This window comes from Shimia sp. MIT910701, assembly GCF_047126315.1.
Classification (GTDB): Bacteria; Pseudomonadota; Alphaproteobacteria; order Rhodobacterales; family Rhodobacteraceae; genus Shimia.
Genome location: NZ_CP138953.1, coordinates 2796679 through 2820585, shown reverse-complemented (window position 1 = coordinate 2820585; position 23907 = coordinate 2796679). Strand labels below are relative to the sequence as shown.

The window sequence follows — 23907 nt, the reverse complement described above, 5'->3', positions numbered from 1 at the left end:
TCATGAGCAAAGAATGGCTCCTTTGGGAAATCTTCATTCGCGGCCAACACGGCCTGAGCCACCGTCACGTCGGCAGCCTGCACGCGCCGGACGCCGAGATGGCGATCAAAAACGCCCGCGACGTCTACACCCGTCGCAACGAAGGCGTGTCGATATGGGTTGTGGAAGCCAACAACATCTCGGCCTCCTCCCCGTCGGAAAAAGGCCCGCTTTATGAGCCGTCCGAGAGCAAGATCTACCGCCACCCAACCTTCTTCGACATCCCTGACGAAGTGGGGCACATGTGATGGCAAACGTCGATAAGGAGATGCTCACGCAGTTCCTGCTGCGGATGGGCGACAACACCCTCATTCTGGGCCACCGGGTTTCTGAATGGTGCGGCCATGCGCCGGTGCTGGAAGAAGACATTGCGCTCGCCAACACCGCGCTGGACCTGATTGGTCAGACCCAGCTCTGGCTCGGCTATGCCGCCGAAGTCATGGATGACGGCAAAACAGCCGACGACATCGCCTTCCTGCGCGACGCCTGGGATTTTCGCAATCTGCTGCTTCTGGAGCTGCCAAACGGTGACTTTGGGCAAACACTGATGCGCCAATTCCTGTTTGACGCCTATCAGTCGACCCTTCTGCCGCGCTTGATGAAGTCTTCCAACCAAGCCGTTGCAGAGATTGCAGAAAAAGCCAGCAAGGAAGCCGCCTACCATGTCGAGCGTTCTGCCGAAACCGTGGTCGGCCTCGGCGATGGCACAGAGGAAAGCCACAAGCGCATGCAGGCCGCGCTGGACCGCCTATGGCCTTATGTCGGCGAGATGTTTGTCTCTGATGAAGTTGACGCCGCCATGGCTGCGGCAGGTGTGGCGCCTGATCCAGCCAGCCTGCGCGCAGAATATGACGCGCTGATCGGCAAAGTGTTTGCAGAGGCTACCCTGACCATTCCAGACAGCGACTTTGCCCACAAAGGTGGTCGCAACGGCAAAACCCACACTGAGCATCTCGGTCACCTGCTGACCCAAATGCAGTGGCTGCAACGCGCGTATCCTGGCGCAACGTGGTAATCGGCGACCGGCATATGTCTGCTGGTCGGGAGACTGGCTTACCAGACGTGGCGCAGGTCTGGACCTGGCTGCACGCGGTGCCTGACCCCGAGATCCCGGTGATTTCCCTCACCGATCTCGGCATCATTCGCGACGTGGACTACGAGGGTGACACACTGATCGTGACCGTCACGCCAACCTACTCGGGCTGCCCAGCGACCAGCATCATCAATCTCGACATCGAAACTGCTCTGCGCGGCCACGGTATTGAGAAGCTTGAGCTGCGTCGCAAACTTAGCCCCGCCTGGACCACCGACTGGATGACCCAATCCGGCCGCGACAAGCTGGAAGCCTATGGCATCGCCCCGCCCCAGCCCGCTGGCGGCCCCGACAAGTGCCCGCATTGCGGCAGCCAACTTGTTGAGAAAATGAGCCAATTTGGCTCTACGCCCTGTAAGGCCCAATGGCGCTGCACCGCCTGTCTGGAGCCTTTTGACTATTTCAAGTGCATCTGAGGAGAGACCCGAATGGCCCAATCCGCGCGCTTTCACGACCTTGAGGTCATCAACATACGCAAAACCATCCGCGACGCCGTGGTGGTCACGCTTGCGCCTGTGAACGGCGCAGCGGCAGCGTTTGATTTCACCCAAGGCCAATATCTGACCTTCAAACGCGACTTTGACGGCGAAGAACTGCGCCGCAGCTATTCTATCTGCGCCGGCAAAGACGACGGCATCCTGCAAGTTGGCATCAAGCGCGTCGACGGCGGCGCATTCTCCACCTGGGCCAACACCGAACTGAAGGTTGGCGACACGGTGCAGGCCATGCCTCCAATGGGCGGCTTCTTCACCGAACTCGATGCAACCGCAGACAAGACTTACCTAGGCTTTGCGGGCGGCTCCGGCATCACACCTGTACTCTCGCTGATCAAAACCACGCTGGCGCGAGAACCGCAGTCTTCCTTCACCCTGATCTACGCCAACAAAGGTGTGACCTCGATCATGTTCCGCGAGGAGCTGGAGGACTTGAAAAACCAATACATGGGCCGTTTCAACGTGATCCACGTGCTGGAAACCGACGCGCAGGAGATTGATCTCTTCACCGGCATGGTCACCGAAGAAAAATGCGCGCAGCTGTTCCAAACCGGCTGGATCGACATCAACTCTGTGGACACCGCCTTCATCTGTGGTCCGGAGCCGATGATGCTGGGAATCGCGAAGGCACTGAAAGACCACGGTCTTTCTGAAGACCAGATCAAATTCGAGCTCTTCGCCTCCGGTCAACCCGGCCGCGCCAAGCGCAAGGCTGCTAGCACCGAAGATGCCGGCAAAGCGGTTACCGCCCAAATTACCCTGGACGGCGCCACTCAGACCATCGAGATGGACCGCGACACCACAATCCTGGACGCCGCGCGCGCCAACACGATGGACGCGCCCTATGCGTGCAAGGCGGGCGTCTGCTCGACCTGCAAATGCCGCGTCATCGAAGGTGAAGTTGAGATGATGACCAACCACGCGCTGGAGGACTATGAGGTTGAAAAAGGCTTCATCCTCAGTTGTCAGTCCTATCCGGTCACCGACAAAGTGGTTGTCGACTACGATCAATAAAAAAAGGGCGCGGCAAAGGCGCCCTTTTATTTTCTCCGCAAGCACCAAAGACCTTACGGCTTCGGCTGGGTCTCAAATGCAGCACCGACGCCAACGCCGTAATCCAACGCTTGCAAGCGCGTGTCGTACCCCAAGCTGAAATCGACATAGAAGTCTTCATCCAGATAGGCCGCACCAACAGTTGGACGGAACGCCTGTGTGCCAAACTTGTAATCCGCTCCAATCGCCAGAACCGCGCTTTCCGGCTCGTCGTCGTGGAACACCCGCACACCAACACCCCAATCTCCGCCAAATGTGTAGGTCAGACCTAGGCCAAAAGACGGGTCTGCCTGCGCGACAGTTCCACAAACCAAGACAGCGCCCAAAAGGCCGGCTGTTAAAGCTCGTTTCATAATTTTCTCTCCCACCGCAATTAGTTGATGGGAAAATACCATGGATCGCTTGGACGCGCCAATGTGTCAAAAACACCCGCACCCAATTGTGAACCCGCGCTTACAACGGAAATTCACGCGGTTTTCCGGATCCAAATTGGATGATTATGCCATACTGGTATCAAAGCACATCGGTTCCCCCATCAGTGCTTCCGCCATCCGTACCACCCACATCGGTGCCACCACCATCAGTGCCACCGTCACTGGGGCCACCACCATCAGTGCCCCCATCGCCAGTGCTGCCATCCCCGGTGCCGCCGGTATCTGTCCCACCACCATCATCACCTGCACCCGTACCGCTGCCAGTGTCAGCGTCACCCCCGCCCGAGGCCCCACTCCCAGCGTCCGTGCCGGTTGGGGTTGGCGTGCTGTCACCGCCGGTGGTTGTCGCACCCCCACCGCCAGCTGATGCAGGTTTTTCGGTTTCAAACGCCGCGCCAACGCCAATGCCATAGTCCAACGCCTGCAATCGGGTGTCGTAGCCAAGGCTAAAATCGATGTAGAAATCTTCGTCCAGATAAGCCGCCCCAATCGTGGGGCGGAATGCCTGAGAGCCAAACTTGTAGTCAAATCCCAAGGCCAGAACCGCGCTTTCCGGCTCATCATCATGGAACACACGTACGCCCAAGGCCCAATCGCCGCCAAAGACATAGGTCAGACCAAATCCAAAAGACGGATCGGCCTGAGCTGCGCCGCTCCCGGTCAAAATCGCCGCCAACGCCACGCCACAAAGTTGTTTTTTCAAAACGCTACCCTTTATAAATAGAAACGGTAATGGGCATGTTTTAACACAAATTAACTAAGTGGTCCAAAAACGATCTGAGGGCGACGTTAGCGCCCTGCCCGTCTAGGCAAGGCCGCGCACCCCTCCTAGCACCAAATCTGTCGCCAGATCTGCATACCGCTCACGGGCTTCTGTGTCGGCACCATGCTGCCACATGTAATACCAGTTGAGCATGCCAAATACCGACATGGTGGTCTCGCGCAGGCGCACCGGATCATTGTCAAACACACCCTCGGCGCTGGCAGCAACCACCTCGCTCACCCGGTTCACCAGGTCCCGCTGATACCCGCGCAGCACTTGCTGTTGCTCCACCGGCAACGCCCGCATGCCGGTGCTCTGAACGCGGTGTTCGTCATCTGCACCCTGATAGGCCAAAAGGATTTCCCGCACCACCGATCTAAGTTGAGATTTCACGTCCAAGCCACTCAAATCAATCCCACAAATACGATCCCGCAGGGCTTTCAGATAGGTGTCCAGCACATCAAACAACAGCGCATCTTTGCTGTCGTAGTAGTGATAGATATTGGCTTTGGAGATGCCACACTCCTTGGCCAACACCGACATGGACGCGCGGTCATACCCTTGCTCGGCAAACACCCGTGCTGCCGATTTCAGGATATGCACCCGTTTCTGCTCGTGATCCTTGGCAATTGTGCGCGCCATTATCCGGCGCCCCGATTATCGACCACACGCTTCGCCTTACCCTGGCTGCGCTCCACTTCTCCGGGATCGCCCACCATCACTTCCACTGTCACGCCGATCATGTCCTTAATATGCTTGGTCAACATACGCGCCGCTGCGGTCTTGGACAGGTTGTCTGCCGCACTTGGCATCGCCTCCACAAACACCCGCATCGCATCCATGCGACCTGATTTATACAGTTCAATCTGGTAATATGGCGCAAGCCCTCCGGTCGCAAGCACCTGCTCCTCCACCTGACTTGGGAAGACATTCACGCCACGCAGAATGATCATGTCATCGGAGCGACCGGTGATCTTCTCCATCCGCCGCATCGATCGTGCCGTGCCTGGCAAAAGCCGCGTCAAATCCCGCGTGCGATAGCGGATCATCGGCAGTCCTTCTTTGGTCAACGTGGTGAACACCAACTCGCCCAACTCGCCATCTGGCAGGACTTCACCGGTCTCCGGGTCAATTATCTCAGGATAGAAATGGTCCTCCCAAATCACTGGCCCATCTTTGGTCTCCACACATTCATTGGCCACACCGGGTCCCATGATTTCGGAAAGCCCGTAAATGTCCACCGCATGCATGTCAAAAGCGGCTTCAACTTCTTTGCGCATCGCATCGGTCCAGGGTTCCGCCCCAAACACGCCCACAGACAACGAACTCTCACGTGGATCCATACCAAGCTTATGATACTGCTCCAGAATGTTGAGCATGTAACTTGGCGTGACCATGATCCCATCCGGCTGAAAATCGGTGATCAACCCAACCTGCTTCTCGGTCTGCCCGCCGCTCATCGGCACCACCGTGGCGCCAAGCCGCTCGATCCCGTAGTGCGCGCCCAAACCGCCGGTGAACAGCCCATAGCCATAGGCGTTGTGCACCAAATCGCCAGCCCGAAGCCCCGACGCCCGCAGGCTGCGTGCCATCAAATCCGCCCAATTGTCGATGTCTTTGGCGGTATAGCCCACCACCGTTGGCTTGCCCGTGGTGCCAGAAGATGCATGAAGCCGCGCAATCTGTTGGCGCGGCACTGCCAAAAGGCCAAAAGGGTAATTGTCGCGCAGCTCGTTTTTGTAGGAAAACGGAAACTTCGCCAAATCAGACAGGCTTTGCAGATCATCCGGATGCACCCCAGCGTCATCAAAGCGCTGCTTGTACATCGGCACGTTATTGTAGGCGTGGTTCAGTGACCACTTCAGTCGCTCCAACTGCGTTGCGCGGATCTCATCAATCGACGCAATTTCAATGGGTTCCAGCTCTTCCTTACGTGGTGACAAATCTTTCATAACGTCCTCCCCAACGTCGATTATTCTTCAGTCTGTTCGTCAAACAGGCGCCCTTTGATCGCGCGCGACGCGCCACGAAACTCGGCAATCACCTGAGCGTCCTGATTGGAAACAGTCACATCATAAATCCCACTGCGCCCGGTCAGGCTGATCTCCCGCGCCTTCGCTGTGAGAACATCCCCCTCACGCCCCGGCGCGATGTAAGAAATGTTGTTGTGCTGCGCCACTGTCGCCAGATTGCGGCTGTTGCAGGCAAAGGCAAACGCGCTGTCGGCCAGTGTGAATGTGAACCCGCCATGGCAAATCCCATGGCCGTTACAATGCTCTGGCTTCACCGTCATGGAGAGCGTCGCCTGCCCTTCATCCACCTCAACAATCTGCATGCCCATGTGCTGGCTTGCGCGGTCTGTCGACCACATCGCCGCCGCGCTTTTCTCGGCCCGCTCTTTTGGCGTCATCTGTGCCTCCCAACACAATCTCCTCACGCTCCAGCTTGCATAAACCGAACGGTTGGTCAATAAATGATTCACGGAGACATATCGGGGAGAGAGCCATGTCCATCCAAAACGTTTCAAGCTTTGCCGCAGGTCAATGGATCGCGCCCGGCGCCGGTGCGCGCAACATCGCCTCTGCCATCACAGGCGACGTCATCGCCACCGCTGGCAATGACGCCCTCGATGTGCAGGCCATGCTCAACTATGCCCGCAGCGTCGGCGGCCCGGCGCTGCGCAAGATGACCTTCCATGACCGCGCCCGCATGTTGAAAGCGCTCGCCCTGCATCTCCGCGAGCACCGCAAAGCCATGTATGAGCTCTCTTTCAACACAGGCGCCACTCAGGCCGATCACATGATCGACATCGATGGCGGCATTGGCACCATGCTGGTGTTTGCCTCCAAAGGCCGCCGCGAAATGCCCGACAGCACTGTCTATCTAGATGGCGACGTGGAGCAGCTCTCCCGCAACGGCACCTTCATGGGTCAACACATCTGCATGCCTCTTCAGGGCGTTGCGGTACACATCAACGCCTTCAACTTCCCGGTCTGGGGCATGCTGGAAAAGCTCGCCCCCACCCTGCTCGCCGGTGTGCCAGCAATTGTAAAACCCGCCACATCCACCTGCTACGTCACCGAACTCTGTGTGCGCCTCATGGTCGACAGCGGCATCCTGCCTGACGGCGCAGTGCAGCTGGTGGCCGGTGGCCTCGGCGACATGCTCGACCATCTGACCTGCCAGGATGCGGTGGCCTTCACCGGCTCCGCCGACACGGCCTTAAAGCTGCGCTCCAACCCACTGATTTTGGGTAACTCTGTGCGCTTCACCTCCGAAGCCGACAGCCTGAACGCGTCGATCCTCGGCCCAGATGCCACGCCAGGAACACCCGAATTTGACCTCTTCATCAAAGAAGTCAGTCGTGAAATGACCACCAAAGCGGGACAAAAATGTACCGCCATCCGCCGCATCATCGCGCCAGAAAGCGCAACCGAGGCCGTGATCGAAGCGCTCTCCGCGCGTCTTGCCAAAATCGTGATCGGCGATCCGCGCTTAGAAGCCACCCGCATGGGCGCGCTGGTCTCTGCGGGTCAAAAACGCGACGTGCTGGAAAAAGCCGCCCTGCTGGGCACCGAAGCTGAGCGTGTCTTTGGCAACCCAGACGATTTCCTAGTCGAAGGTGCCGACGCTGAGAAAGGCGCCTTTGTCCCACCGATGTTGTTCCACTGCGCGTCACCTGATACCGCAGAATACGTACACGCCTCTGAAGCCTTTGGTCCTGTCTCCACCCTCATGGGCTACCGCGATCTCGACCACGCCATCGCGCTGGCTAGCAAAGGCCAGGGCTCCCTTGTGGCCTCCGTCATCACCCATGACGCAGAGGTTGCCCGCGAAGTCGCCATGGGCGCAGGCGCCTTCCACGGCCGCCTTTATTTCAACAACCGCGACAGCATGGGCGAAAGCACCGGCCACGGCTCACCCCTGCCCCATTTGGTCCACGGCGGTCCCGGCCGCGCAGGTGGCGGCGAAGAACTCGGCGGCATCCGCGCGGTAAAACACTACATGCAGCGCACCGCGATCCAAGGCAGCCCGGACATCCTCACTAGCATCGGTCAACAGTGGGTCCCCGGTGCCAAGGAAATCGACGCAGGCGCACACCCGTTCACCCGTCGCTTTGGAGAATTGGCCGTAGGCGAAACGCTCTACACCAAGCCGCGTGAAATCACGCTGGAGGACATCGAGCACTTCGCCAACTTCACCGGCGACACCTTCTATGCCCACATGAACGAAGACGCCGCCGCGCGGAACCCGTTCTTTCCCGGCCGCGTTGCTCATGGCTACCTCCTCCTGTCCTTCGCCGCTGGTCTCTTTGTGGAACCCAACGAAGGCCCAGTGTTGGCCAACACCGGCCTAGACACTCTGCGGTTCATGAAACCTGTGGTCGCCGGCGACAGCCTGAAAGTGCGCCTGACGGTCAAAAAGAAGACAAAGCGCAACGACGAATATGGCGAGGTCCGCTGGCACGTCACCGCCTCCAATCAGGATGACGAGATGGTCGCGGAATACGAACTGCTGACCATGGTGGCTTACTAAGCGCGGATTGGCCGCGGCCTGCCCTATGGCGCGTCGCGGCCTTTGCCTCTATGCACATGGGACCCCTTTTTTGGACAACCCATGCCGCTAAAACTGACCCAACTCTCTGATCTCGCCATCCTGCCGTTTGATCAGATCATCGACGTGCGCTCCCCGGCGGAATTCGCCTTGGATCACGTCCCCGGAGCGATCAACCTTCCGGCCATGTCCAATGACGAGCGCGCACGCGTTGGCACCATCTATGTGCAGGAAGACCCGTTCAAGGCCCGCAAAATCGGTGCCGCCATTGTGGCACGCAACGTCGCCACGCATCTCGAAGGCCCCCTGTCTGACAAAGAAGGCAGCTACAAACCTTTGGTCTACTGTTGGCGCGGCGGGCAGCGTTCCGGTTCTGTCGCCATCATCCTGAAACAAATAGGCTGGCGCGCCGACACCATAGAGGGCGGCTATCAAGCGTACCGCCGGCTGGTGTCCAAAGCGCTCTATGGAGGCACCATGCCTTGCCCTGTTGTGGTGATCGACGGCGGCACCGGCACCGCCAAAACCCGACTGCTTGATCACCTCGCCCAACAAGGCGCTCAGACGCTGGATCTGGAAGCCATGGCCGAACATCGCGGCAGCCTGTTTGGCCCCATGGGAGATACCCAACCCAGCCAGAAAGCCTTTGAAAGCCGCCTCGCCATGGGCCTCGCCAAACTGCAGCCCAACCGCCCTGTTTATGTCGAGGCGGAAAGCTCCAAAATTGGCCGCCTGATCATCCCACCGGTCCTGTGGCAGGCCATGATCGCGGCGCCAAACCTACGCCTCACGGCACCGTTGGCAGCCCGCGTCGACCATCTGATCTCCGCCTATCCGGACATGCGCGCGGACGATACCAAGTTGCACACAGTGCTGGACATGCTCACCCGCTATCACGGCTACGAAAAAGTGGCGCGGTGGAAAGCTCTCTCCATTTCACGAGACTACGCAGCGCTCACCCGCGCCTTGATCGAAACCCACTACGATCCCCGGTATAGGCGCTTGTCCCGCGCGCACCCAAGCGCAGCGAAAGACATCGCCTTACCGGACCTTACTGACCAAACGCTCGCCGCCACGGCCACCCAAATCATCGCATCTGAAACGCCTTAGACCGCTTCTTCTTACCCCAAATATCCTGGGGTGAGCGCGCCTGCGCGAGGGGCAACGCCCCTCTTTTGCGCTCAGCGACACACAATCGCTGGCGCGCCCTCAATCAAGCGCCCTATCACCGCTGCTTTGTGCCCTGCAGCCTGCAATTCCTCTCGCAAACGCTCGGCCTCTCCCGCCGTAACTGCCGCTAAAAACCCGCCGGACGTCTGCGGATCATGCAGCAAAGCCATCTTAGCGTTCTCCGGCCCAAACACTGGCGCGGCCAGCTTGTTGTCCTCAAATATTGTGCTGCGGTGCCCGGCTTCTGCCAGCGCCTCCGCCCCTGCATAGGTTGGCACATCCTCCAGACTAATATCCGCCGCCACTTCAGACGCTCGACACATGGCCGTCAGATGCCCGGCCAACCCAAAGCCGGTCACATCCGTCATCGCATGTGCAACGCTCAAGATTTCTGCCGCGTCGCCCTGCGGCTGTGCCAGGATCTCATACAACGCGGCCACGTCCCGCCCGTTGGCTTTGCCTTGCATCTCTGCCGCCAACACTGTACCGGACCCAATCGGCCGCGTCAGGATCAGTACATCCCCAACTTTGGCTCCTTCCAAAGTAATCGCTGCGCCATCAAGCAACCCTGTGACGGTCAACCCGATGGTCAATTCCTCCCCCATGGTGGAATGCCCCCCGACAATCTCCGCACCGGCGCCGCGCACGACCTCCCCAACCCCCGCCAGAATTTCGCGCATCGCCCGCGCCTGCAGCTCTCTCGTCATACGCGGCAACGTCACCGACAACAGCGCAGATTGCGGCTTGGCGCCCATGGCCCAAACATCGCCAAGCGCGTGCACCGCAGCGATGCGCCCCATCAGCCCATGATCCGCCACAAACCCACGCAGGTGATCGACGCTCAGGACCTGTTTCTGACCACCAACTTCCAACACGGCGGCATCATCGCCGGCGCCCTGCAGTACATCCGATCGCTTCACGGTGGGCATCTCTGCCAAGGCCGCGCTGAGTTGCCCCGGTGCAACCTTCGCTCCGCAGCCGCCGCACAACATCTGATTGCTCTGCGCACCCAACGCCACTGGCCCCACTGGCGCTGCTGCTTTCATCTTCGGGAACTCGGAGAACTTCCGCATAAAGCTCTGATCAATATAATCTTTCCAACGCCACAGTTGCGCCTTCGGAGCGACCAAACACCGCCCCCACTTCGCGGCCATCGCGCTTTTGTCGCCAAGCGACATCAGCTTGAGGTAATCCGCCTGTGGTCGGAACGGTTTCATCTCGCTGCCGGTCAATGCGGCGGAAATGTTGTGATACAGCACCGGCGCCGCGCGTACTGCAAAGACCCCAGCCTTGGGACGAGGACTGGCCATCAAAGCCGCGCAATCCCCCGCAGCAAACAGATCTTCATAGCCGGATACCAAAAGCCGCTCATCCACATGAACAAACCCTTGGGCATCTTTGGGCAGGTCCGACGTCGCCAACCAGTCATGCGCAAAGCCTCCAGCCGTCCCGACTGTGAACTCCGACGCCACATCAGAATACCCGCGCAGCTTCACCGCCTCCGCAGTGACCGCGTCTACCTCGACTGCGCTCACGACCGCAACGCCCAATCGCAGCATCTCTTCCCGCAGAGTCCGATCCGCGCCAGGTGTCCCATTCGCGAGCTTGGTGTTTGTCTCAATCAACGTGACACAATTGGTCTTGCCCAAACCATGTAAGCGATGCGCCATGGCCAGAGCCAATTCACAGCCCGCCACGCCGCCGCCAATCACCGCCACAATGCCTGCTTTTTTGCCAGCATCGACCTCCGACACATACGCATCCCAGCGGTCTGCATACGCATCCAGCGGCTTCGCCCCGATGCCAAACTGCGAAAACCCCGGAATATGCGCCGCCCGCGCATGCAAACCAACATCCAGTGAGGCCACATCATAAGCAATCTCGCCGCGACCGGGCACATGAATAACCTTGCGATCTGCATCGATCCCATCCGCCGCCCCAAAGATCACCCGCGCACCGGCAAACCGCGCCAGTTTGACCAGATCTATTTCCAAAGCTTCGCGTGTGTAGTGCCCGGCAATATGCCCCGGCAACATACCCGAGTAAGGCGCGGTTGGTCCGGGATTGATCAACGTGACCTGCACACCCTGCACCGGCGTCATGCCCCACATGCGCAACATCAAGGCATGCGCATGTCCGCCGCCTACCAGCACCAAATCCCGTGTCAGCGTGGTTTGAGTTGTCATCCCCACCGGTCATATTCCTTTCGCTGCCGCATGCGTCGCAGAATTTCGGGGATGGTACCCCAGCGCAACCACAAAACCGCCACCGCACGGCGGGTTAACACAATCGTGCAACGGCACGCGTGACGCACAAATTTGCACCTCCGCAAAACAGCCGTGATACAGACGCAATACCGACGTGGTTTTGAATGCTTTTTGGACCATTTGGTAAATTTTTTTCACGCCTGATGTGATCCATGCTAGACAAGCCCGTCATGCCTTGACAGGGTGCGACTTCCAACAGCTACGAGGGCACATCATGAGCGCGCGCAAGATCATCATCGACACGGATCCAGGCCAGGACGACGCCGTCGCCATTCTCTTGGCTTTGGCAAGCCCCGAAGAGATCGACGTTCTTGGGATCACTGCTGTTGCAGGCAACGTGCCTCTGGCCCTGACATCAAAAAATGCACGTATTGTCTGTGAGTTAGCGGGAAAGCCGGACACCAAAGTGTATGAAGGCTGTGACCGTCCGATGGGCCGTGAGTTGGTCACCGCGGAACACGTACACGGCAAAACCGGTCTCAACGGGCCAGTGCTTCCGGACCCCGTTATGCAGATCGAGGATCAACACGCCGTTGACTTTATCATCGACACACTGCGCACGCATGACGCCGGAACTGTCACACTCTGCCCGCTCGGCCCTTTGACCAACATCGGCACGGCGTTTGAAAAAGCGCCTGATATCATTGAAAAGGTACAGGAAATTGTCCTGATGGGCGGCGCCTACTTCGAAGTTGGCAACATCACGCCCGCAGCAGAATTCAACATCTACGTTGACCCGCAAGCCGCTGATATTGTGTTCAAATCCGGCGTACCAATAGTGGTCATGCCACTGGATGTCACGCACAAGGCCTTGGTCACCAAGCCGCGCAACGATGCCTTCCGCAACCTCGGCACAAAAGTTGGAATTGCTGTCGCGGAAATGACTGATTTCTTTGAGAGATTTGACAAAGAAAAATACGGCTCCGACGGCGCACCTTTGCACGATCCATGCGTAACAGCCTACCTGATCCAGCCAGAGCTGTTCTCCGGTCGCCATATCAATGTGGAGATCGAAACCCAATCCGAACTCACCATGGGCATGACCGTGGCCGATTGGTGGCGGGTCACTGATCGCAAGCCCAATGCCATGTTTATGGGCGACGTCGATGCAGACGGGTTCTTTTCCCTTTTGGCAGAACGCCTTAGCCGCTTGTAAGCGCTAAGATTCAGACCTTCAAAGCAAGGCTGTGAACACAATCGCGGCCTTGTGAGCCATCCACGGTGGCAATCTTGTCAAACCCAGATATGCTGCGCCCATGACGCTGCATATCCCCTTTGACAACACCTATGTGTCACTGCCCAACCGGCTGTTTTCACATCAAAAACCCACACCCGTTCGAGGGCCAAAACTGCTCGCGTTCAATCATCCGCTCGCAGAGGCGCTCGGCATGACCGAGACGGACGACGCCGTCGAACTGGCGAATGTGTTTTCGGGCAGCTCGGTGCCAGATGGTGCGGAGCCAATCGCGCAGCTTTATGCGGGCCACCAGTTTGGTCAATGGACTCCACAACTGGGTGACGGACGCGCTGTTTTGCTCGGGGAATCAAACGGCTACGACATACAATTGAAGGGGTCAGGCCCGACACCCTATGCGCGACGCGGCGACGGACGCGCTTGGCTTGGCCCAGTCCTTCGTGAATATGTGGTGTCAGAAGCCATGCACGCGCTTGGCATCCCAACCACCCGCGCGTTGGCCGCCGCAGAAACTGGCGAAGAAATCATGCGCGACCGCCCCTTGCCCGGTGCCGTGCTCACTCGCGTCGCTTCAAGCCACATCCGGGTCGGCACATTTCAGGTCCTGGCCGCGCGTCAAGATGTTGAAGGATTACAGTCCCTTCTGGACTACGCCATCGCACGGCACTATCCGTCAACCGGCACGCCCGCCGACTTTCTCAAAGCGGTTGTTGCCAAACAAGCGGAGCTGATCGCACATTGGATGTCGGTTGGCTTCATCCACGGCGTGATGAACACCGACAACTGCGCCATCTCCGGCGAAACCATCGACTACGGCCCTTGCGCTTTCATGGACGCGTTCCATCCCGGCCAAGTGTTTTCCTCCATCGACCGCAATGGACGCTATGCTTATGGCAACCAACCACAAATCATCGCCTGGAACATGGCACAGCTTGCAACGTCACTGCTCCCGCTGGAGGACAACTCAGACGCCGCAGTGGAAGAATTCACAAACATCATCAACGACATGCCTAGCATGCTGCGACGCATCTGGCAGAAGAAATTTGCCGCTAAGCTCGGCCTGTCGAAAATCATTGATAGCGACGAAGCGCTGATTACCCAACTACTGGCCATAATGACGAATCAGAAAGCGGATTTCACCAATAGTTTCCGTTATTTGACCGATGGCTCCGTATCGGAAACCGGGATTGAGGCGCATGGTGACTACGCCACATGGCACGCGCAATGGACCGCGCGAAAACAAGACCAGTCGACATCCCCGGAAGAGGTCATGGCAAAATCCAACCCTTACCTCATCCCGCGCAACCACCAGATTGAGTTGATGATCACCCAGGCCGTGGCCGGAGACTATGAGCTGTTTCACCGCCTCAACGCCGTCCTCGCCGCGCCGTTTGAAGCGTCCGTTGAGGCCACCGACCTGACCACGCCTCCAACCGCTGAAGAAAAAGTGACGCAGACCTTCTGCGGCACTTAACATCATAGCAAAACACCCTATTCTCAAAGAGATACTTCTTTGAGCTCTCTTGAAGCGGATTTGAACATTGCTGCGCATTGCCAGTTACAATCTGCAAAAATGCGTCGGCGTTGACCTGCAACGCCGCCCTGCGCGCAGCATGGTGGTGATCCGTGCTTTGAAGGCCGATGTGGTGGTATTGCAGGAAGCCGACAAACGTCTCCCGCCAAGACCAGCCGCCCTTCCACACGACTTGGTTAAGAAGAAAGGCTTTCAACACATAGACTTCGGGCAACCAAAAGGCTCGCTTGGGTTCCACGGGAACGCCATGCTGGTGCGCCCGAATGTTGAGGTTTTGGAAACGTCTGGTCTAGATCTTCCAGGGCTGGAGCCGCGCGGCGCAATCCGCGCCGATCTACGCACGTCCATCGGCGACATCCGGATCATCGGTGTGCATCTTGGCCTGATCCGGCGCTACCGACTTATGCAACTTGGCGCGGTGGCGCGGGCTGTGCGTCGGTTGCCGGACATGCCCACCCTCATAGCGGGCGACTTCAACGAATGGGGCTCCAAGGCTGCGCTGGACGCCGTGACCCCGGGTTTTGACTTCCTGTCGACCGGCCACACTTTTCCCGCCCCACGGCCAATCGCCGGTTTGGATGGCTTTGCGCACACCAAAGGCATTGATGTGCAAGCCCACGGCGTACTGAGCCGTATCCCGGCACATGTTGCCTCCGACCACCTGCCAATTTGGCTCGAATTAAACCGCAGCGCATGATCCACGCTGCTTCCTTTTGGAAAGGCCGCTTTCGCCATGACGCAGTATTTTGTCTATGACGTTTTCACGAATTCCCCCTTTGGCGGCAATCAGTTGGCGGTCATTCCCGATGCGACAACCATCGCAGAAGAGTCCCTGCAGAAAATTGCGCGCGAGTTCAATTTCTCTGAGACAACCTTTGTATACCCGCCCAATGACCCCGCACACACCGCCAAAGTGCGTATCTTCACCCCAACCATGGAAATCCCTTTTGCCGGGCATCCACTAATCGGTACCGCTTGCGCATTGGCGCAGGAAGGCGCGCCAAACAACATGGTGTTAGAGCTCGGCGTGGGTCCGCTAGCCTGCACATCAGACGGCCAAAGCGCGTCCTTTCAGGCCACACAACCGCTCGAGATATTGTGTGAGCCTGACCCGGCCTTGGTCGCCGAGGCTTTAAGCATCGAAACCGGCGATCTGCAGTTTCAAGTGCATCCCCCGGTGATGGCTTCCTTAGGACTGGCGTTCACGATCACCGAGGTCAAAAACCGGGACATTCTGGCCAAGACATCGCCAGATATCGCAGCTATTCGGAAAGGCAACGCACGCTATCCATCCGGCTTGGACTTTGCGCAATTTGTCTACGCCCGCGATGGCAACACCTTGTACGCGCGTATGTTTGCACCGCTGGACAACATCCCCGAAGACCCCGCCACCGGCAGCGCTTGCGCCGCGACCGCCGCGCTTCTGTCCAGAATAGAAGGTCGCGACCTGGAACTAACCATCCGTCAAGGCGTCGAAATGCGCCGGCCCAGCGAAATTTCGGTTTCCGTCAATGCAAGCGGTGTCACCGTATCTGGGCAAGCGCGGCGGACAATGGAAGGCAAACTGCTTCTCGACTGAGCATCGGTCTTTCTTGTCGCGGCTGTGCAAAAGCAGTGGAAACCTAAGACAGCTTTGGATAGACAGGAAAGCCAAATCAAGAACCACAAGTCAGGTCACAGGTGCGGCATGGGCGACTCCATTATTGAACGGTGCGAATCCAAAGGGTTGCGGATGACGGAGCAACGCCGAACCATCGCCACTGTTTTGCAGGAAAGCACCGACCACCCTGACGTGGAAGAGCTCTATGCCCGCGCCTCAGCTCGCGATTCTGGCATCTCCCTCGCAACTGTCTACCGGACCGTCAAACTCTTCGAAGAAGCCGGAATTCTGGACAAGCTGGAGTTTGGCGATGGCCGCGCTCGTTATGAGGATGCGGAGCGCGAGCACCACGACCACCTGATCGATATCTCCTCTGGTGAAGTCATTGAATTTGTCGATCCAGAGATTGAAGCGCTGCAAGAAAAAATCGCCGAAAAACTGGGGTTTCAGCTCAAGGGCCATCGGCTTGAGCTCTACGGCGTTCCGCTCAAGAAATAGAGCTTTAGTCAAAGTCCTCCAAACAACCTCACCGCCTTAAAGCCATTTGCGACGAAAAGTGTCGCGTTTGAGCATGCTGTGCACCTGATGCCCCCGATTTCATAGACGTCAGGGAACACAGGAGGCATCCATGACCACGACGACGACCCGCGTAGCAGTGATCGGAGGCGGCGTCGTTGGCTGCTCTGTTCTGTACCACCTAACCAAACTTGGCTGGTCCGACGTCATGTTGATCGAACGTTCAGAGCTCACATCCGGCTCAACCTGGCATGCAGCCGGCGGATTTCACACGCTCAATGGCGACACCAATATGGCGGCGCTGCAAGGGTACACAATCAATCTTTACCGCGAGCTGGAAGAGCTCACCGGCATGTCCTGCGGATTGCACCACGTGGGCGGAGTGACCCTAGCGGACAATCAGGATCGCTTTGACATGTTGCTCGCAGAGCGGGCCAAACATCGATTTATGGGGCTCGATACCGAGATTCTCACACCGGATGAAATCAAACAATTTGCCCCAGCCACGAACACCGATGGCATCATCGGCGCGCTGTATGATCCGCTGGACGGTCATCTTGATCCGTCCGGAACAACGCACGCCTATGCCAAAGCCGCGCGATTGGGCGGAGCGACAATCAAAACCCACACGAAAGTCACCGCAACGACCCAACGTCCGGACGGCACCTGGGACGTTGTCACCGACAAAGGCACGATCCACGCCGAGCATGTCGTCAACGCAGCGGGTCTATGGGCACGGGAGGTCGGCGCGATGGCGGGAGTTTACTTCCCTCTTCATCCAATGGAGCACCAATATATCGTCACTGAGGATGTGCCGCTGATTGTCGAGATGATGCAGGACGGCAAAGAGCATCCGCATGTGATGGATCCAGCCGGTGAGAGCTACTTCCGCCAAGAAGGCCGCGGGCTGTGCATTGGCTTTTATGAGCAACCCTGTCTCCCGTGGGGTGTAGACGGCACACCTTGGGATTTTGGCCATGAGCTGCTGCCCGATGACTTCGACAAAATCGAAGCCTCCATTGAGTTTGCCTACAAACGCTTCCCGGCCCTTGCCACCGCTGGCGTGAAATCCGTGATCCACGGCCCTTTCACTTTTGCTCCTGACGGCAATCCGCTGGTTGGACCAGTACCAGGCATGCGGAACTATTGGTCCGCATGCGCCGTGATGGCCGGCTTCTCTCAGGGCGGTGGCGTTGGCCTGATGCTCGCGCAGTGGATGGTAGAAGGCGAAACCGAGCGCGACACATTCGCCATGGATTGCGCCCGTTTTGGTGACTGGATCACGCCCGGCTACACCCGTCCCAAAGTCATCGAAAACTACCAAACCCGCTTCTCTGTCTCTTACCCTAACGAGGAACTGCCTGCCGCCCGCCCATTCCGGCAAACGCCAATGTATGATATCTTTGACAAAATGGGCGCGGTCTGGGGGCAACAATTTGGGCTCGAAGTGGTCAACTACTTCGCACAAGATGACGAACCCCGCTATGAAACCCCCTCCTTCCGCCGGTCCAACGCCTTTGATGCAACAGCGCGAGAAGTGGCGGCTGTGCGTAACGCCGTTGGCATCAACGAGGTGCACAACTTCGGGAAATACATGGTCACCGGCCCCAACGCCCGTGCCTGGCTCAACCGCATCATGGCAGGACGTATCCCCAAACAAGGCCGCTTGAGCCTCACGCCAATGTTGTCGCACAAAGGCAAGTTGGTCGGTGACTTCACCGTCTCTTGTCTGTCTGAAACCGCGTTCCAACTCACCGCATCTTACGGCGCGCAGGCCTATCACATGCGCTGGTTTGAACAGAATGAAATGGACGGCGTGCTGGTCAAAAACGTCTCTGACCGACTGACAGGCTTCCAGCTCGCCGGACCCAAAGCCCGTGAAATTCTACAAACCTGTACAAGAGACGACATTTCCGACATGGCGTTTATGGACGTACGTCCACTGACGGTCGGCATGGTTGATTGCCTCGTGCAGCGCGTGAGCTATACCGGTGACCTTGGTTTCGAAATATTCTGCGATCCCATGGCGCAACGCGCGCTGTGGCAGACGCTTTGGGAAGCGGGTGAGCCCCTTGGCATGCGCCCCTTTGGCATGCGGGCGATGATGTCATTGCGGCTGGAAAAATTCTTCGGGTCCTGGCTGTCTGAGTATTCTCCGGATTACACAGCCGCCGAAACCGGCCTCGATCGGTTTATCGCATTTAAAAAGCAGGAAGACTTCATTGGCCGCGCAGCCGCTGAACATGACAAAGAGGTGGGGCCAGATCGCAAACTCTGCGCCTTTGAGGTAGACGCTGATGATGCGGACGTGCAGGCCTATGAGCCAATTTGGCTTGACGGCGAGGTGGTCGGGTTCTGCACCTCGGGCGGCTATGCCCACAACGCTAAGAAATCTGTCGCCATTGGATTTGTCCCTACAGAACGAATATCAGACGACCTTGAAGTTGAAATTGAAATTCTCGGCAAAATGCGCCCTGCCCGCCTGTTGTCCAAACCGCTCTTTGACGGGGATGGAGCGCGCATGAAGGGCTAGCCTTTCAACAAGGCCTACGCCAAAGTCCCTATATGACGAGACATCATTCAACTGAAAGCAACATAGCCATTTTGCTTTTGGCGGCAGGCGCGTCCTCTCGCATGCGCGGAGGTGACAAGCTTCTCGAAGAAGTGGACGGCAAACCTTTGCTGCGCAAACTTGCGGGCCATGCTTGCGCAGTATGTGATTTTGTTCTGGTGTGCCTGCGGGAAGGCGACGAAGCGAGGTATTCTGCTCTTTCGGGGCTGGATTGCCAAACAGTCACCGTGCCTGACGCAGCTGAAGGCATGGCCCATTCACTGCGTGCCGGCATTGCACAACTTCCAGCACAGGCCAGCGGAGTGATGGTGGTTCCTGCAGATATGCCGGAACTCACTGAGCAAGACTTGCGCTCGATGATCTCGGCTCACGAGGCGCAAGCAGACAAAATTTTGCGCGCCACTTCCATCGATAACCAACCGGGCCACCCGGTTGTTTTTCCCAAAAATCTGTTTGGAGAATTGCGCGCCCTATCTGGCGACGTTGGTGCGCGGTCGGTTCTAAAATCCCACGCAGACGGAGTACATTTTATTCCTCTTCCAGAACGCCATGCGTTAACTGACTTGGACACACCCGAAGCATGGCAGACATGGCGACAGTCTTTCCAAAAATAAGGACCGCGGAAGCGGTCTGTATTTTCTTTAAAAGTCAAAGTGGTGCGCAGCCAAATCGCCAAGCGTTACATCTTCCAGCGTAATTTCATGGCTACCGCTGACAGAAATCACCACGTCCGACCCCACTTGAGTGGCGTGATTGTTGACTACATCAGAGAAACTCGTCAGCGCATCAACAGACGCAAAGCTCAATACATCCTCGGCGAGGTCAAAATCGCTCACAATATCCTGGCCAAAATCATTGTGGAACAGGAACAGATCGCTGCCATCCCCACCGGTCATGACGTCGTCACCGGCATCACCGCGCAGAGTGTCGTTGCCTCCTCCACCGATCAAAGTATCGTCACCGGCAGCTCCACGCAGATAGTTTGCTTGCGCGTCACCGGTCAAGTGATCCGCTGCATGATCGGACCCCAACAGGTCTTCAATGCTGATGTATGTGTCTGCAGAACTGTTTTCACCAGTCTCAAGGTTCACGGTGACGCCAGATAAATGCCCCCAGTACGCAGCCATGTCTCGACCGTTACCACCATCAAAAACGTCTCGACCTGAATCGTCTCGCAAATAGTCGTCTCCGTTCCCGCCGAGCAATGTATCGTTCCCGCTGTCGCCGTAAAGGCGGTCATCGTTGTCACCACCGCTTAGGACATCATTATTGCTTCCGCCAAACAGGCTATCTGCGCCAAGTCCGCCCTCAAGAACATCGCTTCCTTGGTCTCCGCTAAGTGTGTCACCGCCGTAGCCACCGATCAAAGTGTCATTTCCAAACGCGCCCCGAATGTAGTTGGCTTGAGAATCGCCGGTCAGGTGATCTGCCGCTTTGTTTGACCCTAAGAGATCTTCAATGCTGATGTACGTATCACCACTGCTGTTTACGCCTGTTTCAAGGTTCACGGTAACGCCAGTGGCATGGCCCCAATACGCGGCCGTATCTCGTCCGGCTCCGCCGTCAAAGACATCTCGACCGGATTCGTCGCGCAGGTAATCGTTTCCATCCCCTCCGATTAGGGTGTCGTTACCTGTGTCCCCATAAAGACGATCCTCTCCATCGTCACCGATTAGGCTATCGTTCCCGGAACCGCCAAGGAGGCTATCTGCCCCGGTGCCGCCGATCAGGATATCCGCCCCATTGTCACCACGTAGACTGTCATCTCCGCCCTCTCCAGCCAAGGTGTCATCACCAGAGGCACCACGGAGGTAGTTGTCACCGGAGTTTCCGGTCAGACGGTCGTCAGCATTGTTGGACCCGAGCAGGTCTTCAATGCTGATATAGGTATCGCCGCTGCTGCTGTATCCCGTTGAAAGGTTGACCGATACGCCGGAACCATGCCCCCAATAAGAAGCCATGTCGCGCCCAGATCCGCCGTCAAAAAGGTCCCGCCCGGACTCGTCGCGCAGATAGTCGTCATCGTCGCCACCTAAAAGTGTGTCGTCCCCCGTACCACCATACAGTCGATCTTTTCCTTCACGTCCTACTAAGGAATCATCACCGTCATATCCGAAGAGCGTGTCGTCACCATTTGCTCCATCCAGTGTGTTCCCACGGGCGTTTCCATAAAACGTGTCATCCGCAAAATTGGATCCAAGAAGATGTTCAATACTCTCATAGCTATCGCCACCAGTGTTATACCCTGTGGTCAGGTTCACGGTCATACCCTGAGAATGCCCCCAATAGGACACTGTATCTTCGCCATCCCCACCTAGGAAAACATCACTGCCCGCGTCATCACGCAGATAATCGTCGCCATCTCCCCCTTTAAGGGTGTCATTGCCAGCGTAACCATACAACCGGTCATCTTCACCGGCGCCGTACAGCAAATTGTCCGCATCATCGCCGAACAACGTGTCATTGGCGATATTTGAACCGTACAGATTCTCAATGCTGTTATAAGTGTCTGCGCTGGAATTGTTGCCAGACTTTAGGCTCACTGAGACACCTTTTGTGTGCCCCCAATAGGAAACCGTATCTATCCCGTTGCCACCAAAGAAGTCATCTCTTCCGGCGTCGTCGCGAAGATAATCGTCGCCGTCACCGCCCACAAGTTTGTCATCTCCGGTGCCTCCGTACAGGCGGTCGTGGCCGGATTTACCTTCCAAGCGGTCATTTCCTGCATCACCATAAACAGAGTCGTGCCCGGTGCCGCCGACAAGGATATCCATACCGTCGTAGCCACGCAGGAAATCATCGCCTCCGCTGCCATTGAACTCATCTACGCCGTAACCGCCGCGCATCACTTCTGACGAGCCGTCACCGGATTGCACGTTGGAATGCTCCAGCGTGATTTCAATCACCTCATAGGGGTTCAATCGAAAACTTATGTTGCTCGCACTACTACCAAGCTGCGACTGACTGAGAAGTGTCAGCGAGCCGGCAACGTCTGTTTCCGTCGCAAAGTAAAAATCATCTAACGATGTTGGATTGCCAACGCCAGGCCGAACATAAATGTCCTCCGGTTTGGGCAAATAGGTCTTCCAGCTACCGGAGCTTTCCTTGATCAAGCTGTCATCATAGGCATCGCCTAGAACCTCGATCAGATCTGCCCGCTCAGCACTATCAATGGTCCGCTTTCCAACCCGCTGTACCAGATTGCCATGCTCGTCATAAGCCGCATTGTCGCTAAATCCGTCCGACGAACTCGCATCCATGCCGACCACCCGGCCACTCCAGGCCTCTGCGTCGCCGACCAGCTCGGTCAAATCCAGAGAAAAACTCTTGTTAAAGGTCTCGGTGTGTGAGGTGACATACACAACGCTTGTGTAGCCATTTGAATAGGCGTTGACCTCCAGCTTTGTCTCGTCAAAGCCATCAGTAGATAGGGCGTACATGGCGCCCTCGTCCGGGTTTAAGCTCTCCGACATCAGCTGCAACATCACGCCAGCAGGTGTCAATTCTACCGGATTGTCATCCGCATTGCCGCCAGCAATCGATGTGGACGTATTGTGACGCACGGTCCAGAAGTCCGCACCATCTACACCCATCTCAACCATGTTCTGAAACTGCTCGACCACTACACCGGCCGCCTTAAGGCCCAACCAATGCCAGTGCCCGGTTTCGACATTCCACTCTGTCATCTGAATGCTCAAATCCTGGGGCAACATGGCTTCCCAAGTTGAAAACCGCAAATCCAGGTATTTGTTTTCTGAACGCGTCAGAGACTCACTCTGATCGTAGCCCTCGAGTTCCTTGTCGAAGTAATAATGCGCTACAATGCCATCAATGGCGGAAGTCGCGCTATTGGTCTGAAACCCATTGGCAATGTTGTGGTCCGCATCAAGCTGCTCCAGCAGCTCGAGGTTGCCTTTGACAATGCGTTTTTCATAGCCATTTAGGCTTTTGTAATATTGCTCTGCAGATTGGGAATCGCTCCAATCACTAGGCCGATGATCCTCGTCCCAATGCTCCATAGCCGCAATAGCATCAGCATCACTGATCGAGCCAAAATTGCCGCCTTTGTAATTGGACGCGCCACCGGCCACGTTGGCGGTTTGAACCCAAATTTCGGGCTGATAGCCGTCAACAGTGGCTCCACGCAGAGCGTTCGCGATGTCTTCTGCATATTCGCCGTATTTTACTTCATCGATGGTTTGCCAGAACTCATTTCCGATTTCATAGCCGACAATCAATTCAGCCTTGTCACCCATGTATTCCAGAACCAGTTCAGCCCAGTCCCGAATGTCTTGCTGATTGGTATGCGCATCCGCCAATGCAGGCACCACAAGGGTGGTGCGCGCATCATTCTCCATGACCCAATCTAAGTAGTTGCGCACATCTTCGCGGATCTGGTTGAAACCACTTTCACCACGATCCAACTCGGTAATCTGTTCGTTGGCTGCACGTCCGGCCGGATAGCGCAACCGCGTGGCTCCTACCAATTCCACAGCTTCCACATAGCGGTCATTTGGAACCCCGTTGACCTCGTTAGTGCTGGTCAGCAGGTTCACACCAAACATGTCCGGGCGCACCTCTATCGGCGCACTACTGCGATCCACAGTAATGGTAATAGGCATC

20 protein-coding genes are annotated in these 23907 nt (G+C 57.2%); 13 read left to right on the top strand and 7 right to left on the bottom strand.

Annotated features, from left to right (window positions below; all coding sequences use genetic code 11):
- Positions 1-2 precede the first annotated feature (2 nt).
- From paaB to SIB38_RS13575, 4 genes are read left to right on the top strand one after another with little or no spacing between them, the layout of a single operon-like run.
- On the top strand, positions 3-287 hold the full coding sequence (gene paaB, locus SIB38_RS13590) for a 1,2-phenylacetyl-CoA epoxidase subunit PaaB (protein ID WP_412550378.1): 285 nt from the start codon (positions 3-5) through the stop codon (positions 285-287).
- Positions 287-1054, top strand: coding sequence for a 1,2-phenylacetyl-CoA epoxidase subunit PaaC (gene paaC, locus SIB38_RS13585; RefSeq protein ID WP_412550377.1), 768 nt, complete (start codon positions 287-289; stop codon positions 1052-1054). Before paaB ends, paaC begins: the two co-directional genes overlap by 1 nt.
- A gap of 14 nt (positions 1055-1068) precedes the next feature.
- On the top strand, positions 1069-1548 hold the full coding sequence (gene paaD, locus SIB38_RS13580; RefSeq protein WP_294114610.1) for a 1,2-phenylacetyl-CoA epoxidase subunit PaaD: 480 nt from the start codon (positions 1069-1071) through the stop codon (positions 1546-1548).
- 12 nt (positions 1549-1560) lie between these two features.
- Positions 1561-2640 (top strand): 2Fe-2S iron-sulfur cluster-binding protein, encoded by a 1080-nt coding sequence (locus SIB38_RS13575; RefSeq protein ID WP_294114609.1) that lies wholly within the window; start codon positions 1561-1563, stop codon positions 2638-2640.
- A gap of 53 nt (positions 2641-2693) precedes the next feature.
- On the opposite strand, the gene SIB38_RS13570 is transcribed toward SIB38_RS13575, so the two are convergent.
- The 5 genes from SIB38_RS13570 to paaI form a co-directional block, all read right to left on the bottom strand.
- Positions 2694-3032 (bottom strand): hypothetical protein, encoded by a 339-nt coding sequence (locus SIB38_RS13570; RefSeq protein WP_294114608.1) that lies wholly within the window; start codon positions 3030-3032, stop codon positions 2694-2696.
- A 160-nt stretch (positions 3033-3192) separates the two neighbouring features.
- Positions 3193-3816: a hypothetical protein gene (locus SIB38_RS13565; protein WP_412550376.1), complete on the bottom strand. Its 624-nt coding sequence runs from the start codon at positions 3814-3816 to the stop codon at positions 3193-3195.
- A 102-nt stretch (positions 3817-3918) separates the two neighbouring features.
- Positions 3919-4518 (bottom strand): TetR/AcrR family transcriptional regulator, encoded by a 600-nt coding sequence (locus SIB38_RS13560; protein WP_412550375.1) that lies wholly within the window; start codon positions 4516-4518, stop codon positions 3919-3921.
- A complete protein-coding gene (gene paaK, locus SIB38_RS13555) occupies positions 4518-5828 on the bottom strand; it encodes a phenylacetate--CoA ligase PaaK (protein WP_412550374.1) in 1311 nt (436 codons plus the stop codon). Before paaK ends, SIB38_RS13560 begins: the two co-directional genes overlap by 1 nt.
- A 20-nt stretch (positions 5829-5848) precedes the next feature.
- Positions 5849-6286: a hydroxyphenylacetyl-CoA thioesterase PaaI gene (gene paaI, locus SIB38_RS13550; RefSeq protein WP_294114601.1), complete on the bottom strand. Its 438-nt coding sequence runs from the start codon at positions 6284-6286 to the stop codon at positions 5849-5851.
- A gap of 95 nt (positions 6287-6381) precedes the next feature.
- Between paaI and paaZ the strand changes: the two genes are divergently transcribed.
- Positions 6382-8412, top strand: coding sequence for a phenylacetic acid degradation bifunctional protein PaaZ (gene paaZ / locus SIB38_RS13545; RefSeq protein WP_412550373.1), 2031 nt, complete (start codon positions 6382-6384; stop codon positions 8410-8412).
- Positions 8413-8493: 81 nt separating this feature from the next.
- Positions 8494-9540 carry a tRNA 2-selenouridine(34) synthase MnmH gene (gene mnmH, locus SIB38_RS13540; RefSeq protein ID WP_412550372.1) on the top strand — a complete coding sequence of 349 codons (1047 nt, stop codon included), beginning with the start codon at positions 8494-8496 and terminating at the stop codon, positions 9538-9540.
- 71 nt (positions 9541-9611) lie between these two features.
- On the opposite strand, the gene selD is transcribed toward mnmH, so the two are convergent.
- Positions 9612-11786 carry a selenide, water dikinase SelD gene (gene selD / locus SIB38_RS13535; RefSeq protein WP_412550371.1) on the bottom strand — a complete coding sequence of 725 codons (2175 nt, stop codon included), beginning with the start codon at positions 11784-11786 and terminating at the stop codon, positions 9612-9614.
- Positions 11787-12081: 295 nt separating this feature from the next.
- Here selD and SIB38_RS13530 point away from each other — a divergent pair, with 295 nt between their 5' ends.
- The 7 genes from SIB38_RS13530 (at position 12082) to SIB38_RS13500 (ending at position 19898) form a co-directional block, all read left to right on the top strand.
- The gene (locus SIB38_RS13530; RefSeq protein WP_294114594.1) at positions 12082-13023 is read left to right on the top strand and encodes a nucleoside hydrolase; all 942 of its coding nucleotides are present in this window, start codon (positions 12082-12084) and stop codon (positions 13021-13023) included.
- A 100-nt stretch (positions 13024-13123) separates the two neighbouring features.
- Positions 13124-14536: a protein adenylyltransferase SelO gene (locus SIB38_RS13525; protein WP_412550370.1), complete on the top strand. Its 1413-nt coding sequence runs from the start codon at positions 13124-13126 to the stop codon at positions 14534-14536.
- Positions 14537-14603: 67 nt separating this feature from the next.
- Positions 14604-15293, top strand: a complete 690-nt coding sequence (locus SIB38_RS13520) for an endonuclease/exonuclease/phosphatase family protein (RefSeq protein WP_412550369.1) — start codon at positions 14604-14606, stop codon at positions 15291-15293.
- Between the two features lie 36 nt (positions 15294-15329).
- Entirely contained in the window at positions 15330-16175 is an 846-nt protein-coding gene (locus SIB38_RS13515) for a PhzF family phenazine biosynthesis protein (RefSeq protein WP_294114586.1), read from the top strand.
- 108 nt (positions 16176-16283) lie between these two features.
- Positions 16284-16694: a Fur family transcriptional regulator gene (locus SIB38_RS13510; protein WP_294114584.1), complete on the top strand. Its 411-nt coding sequence runs from the start codon at positions 16284-16286 to the stop codon at positions 16692-16694.
- 130 nt (positions 16695-16824) lie between these two features.
- Positions 16825-19245: a GcvT family protein gene (locus tag SIB38_RS13505; RefSeq protein ID WP_412550368.1), complete on the top strand. Its 2421-nt coding sequence runs from the start codon at positions 16825-16827 to the stop codon at positions 19243-19245.
- A gap of 32 nt (positions 19246-19277) precedes the next feature.
- Positions 19278-19898 carry an NTP transferase domain-containing protein gene (locus SIB38_RS13500; RefSeq protein WP_412550367.1) on the top strand — a complete coding sequence of 207 codons (621 nt, stop codon included), beginning with the start codon at positions 19278-19280 and terminating at the stop codon, positions 19896-19898.
- A gap of 27 nt (positions 19899-19925) precedes the next feature.
- On the opposite strand, the gene SIB38_RS13495 is transcribed toward SIB38_RS13500, so the two are convergent.
- The gene (locus SIB38_RS13495) at positions 19926-23849 is read right to left on the bottom strand and encodes a calcium-binding protein (protein ID WP_412550366.1); all 3924 of its coding nucleotides are present in this window, start codon (positions 23847-23849) and stop codon (positions 19926-19928) included.
- Positions 23850-23907: the final 58 nt, after the last annotated feature.

Excerpts from the sequence above, each read along its gene's own strand:
- paaB (WP_412550378.1), top strand. The coding sequence starts at position 3 with ATGAGCAAAGAATGGCTCCTTTGGGAAATCTTCATTCGCGGCCAACAC.
- paaC (WP_412550377.1), top strand. The coding sequence starts at position 287 with ATGGCAAACGTCGATAAGGAGATGCTCACGCAGTTCCTGCTGCGGATG.
- paaD (WP_294114610.1), top strand. The coding sequence starts at position 1,069 with ATGTCTGCTGGTCGGGAGACTGGCTTACCAGACGTGGCGCAGGTCTGG.
- SIB38_RS13575 (WP_294114609.1), top strand. The coding sequence starts at position 1,561 with ATGGCCCAATCCGCGCGCTTTCACGACCTTGAGGTCATCAACATACGC.
- SIB38_RS13570 (WP_294114608.1), bottom strand. The coding sequence starts at position 3,032 with ATGAAACGAGCTTTAACAGCCGGCCTTTTGGGCGCTGTCTTGGTTTGT.
- SIB38_RS13560 (WP_412550375.1), bottom strand. The coding sequence starts at position 4,518 with ATGGCGCGCACAATTGCCAAGGATCACGAGCAGAAACGGGTGCATATC.
- paaK (WP_412550374.1), bottom strand. The coding sequence starts at position 5,828 with ATGAAAGATTTGTCACCACGTAAGGAAGAGCTGGAACCCATTGAAATT.
- paaI (WP_294114601.1), bottom strand. The coding sequence starts at position 6,286 with ATGACGCCAAAAGAGCGGGCCGAGAAAAGCGCGGCGGCGATGTGGTCG.
- paaZ (WP_412550373.1), top strand. The coding sequence starts at position 6,382 with ATGTCCATCCAAAACGTTTCAAGCTTTGCCGCAGGTCAATGGATCGCG.
- mnmH (WP_412550372.1), top strand. The coding sequence starts at position 8,494 with ATGCCGCTAAAACTGACCCAACTCTCTGATCTCGCCATCCTGCCGTTT.
- selD (WP_412550371.1), bottom strand. The coding sequence starts at position 11,786 with ATGACAACTCAAACCACGCTGACACGGGATTTGGTGCTGGTAGGCGGC.
- SIB38_RS13530 (WP_294114594.1), top strand. The coding sequence starts at position 12,082 with ATGAGCGCGCGCAAGATCATCATCGACACGGATCCAGGCCAGGACGAC.
- SIB38_RS13525 (WP_412550370.1), top strand. The coding sequence starts at position 13,124 with ATGACGCTGCATATCCCCTTTGACAACACCTATGTGTCACTGCCCAAC.
- SIB38_RS13515 (WP_294114586.1), top strand. The coding sequence starts at position 15,330 with ATGACGCAGTATTTTGTCTATGACGTTTTCACGAATTCCCCCTTTGGC.
- SIB38_RS13510 (WP_294114584.1), top strand. The coding sequence starts at position 16,284 with ATGGGCGACTCCATTATTGAACGGTGCGAATCCAAAGGGTTGCGGATG.
- SIB38_RS13505 (WP_412550368.1), top strand. The coding sequence starts at position 16,825 with ATGACCACGACGACGACCCGCGTAGCAGTGATCGGAGGCGGCGTCGTT.
- SIB38_RS13500 (WP_412550367.1), top strand. The coding sequence starts at position 19,278 with ATGACGAGACATCATTCAACTGAAAGCAACATAGCCATTTTGCTTTTG.
- SIB38_RS13495 (WP_412550366.1), bottom strand. The coding sequence starts at position 23,849 with ATGTTTGGTGTGAACCTGCTGACCAGCACTAACGAGGTCAACGGGGTT.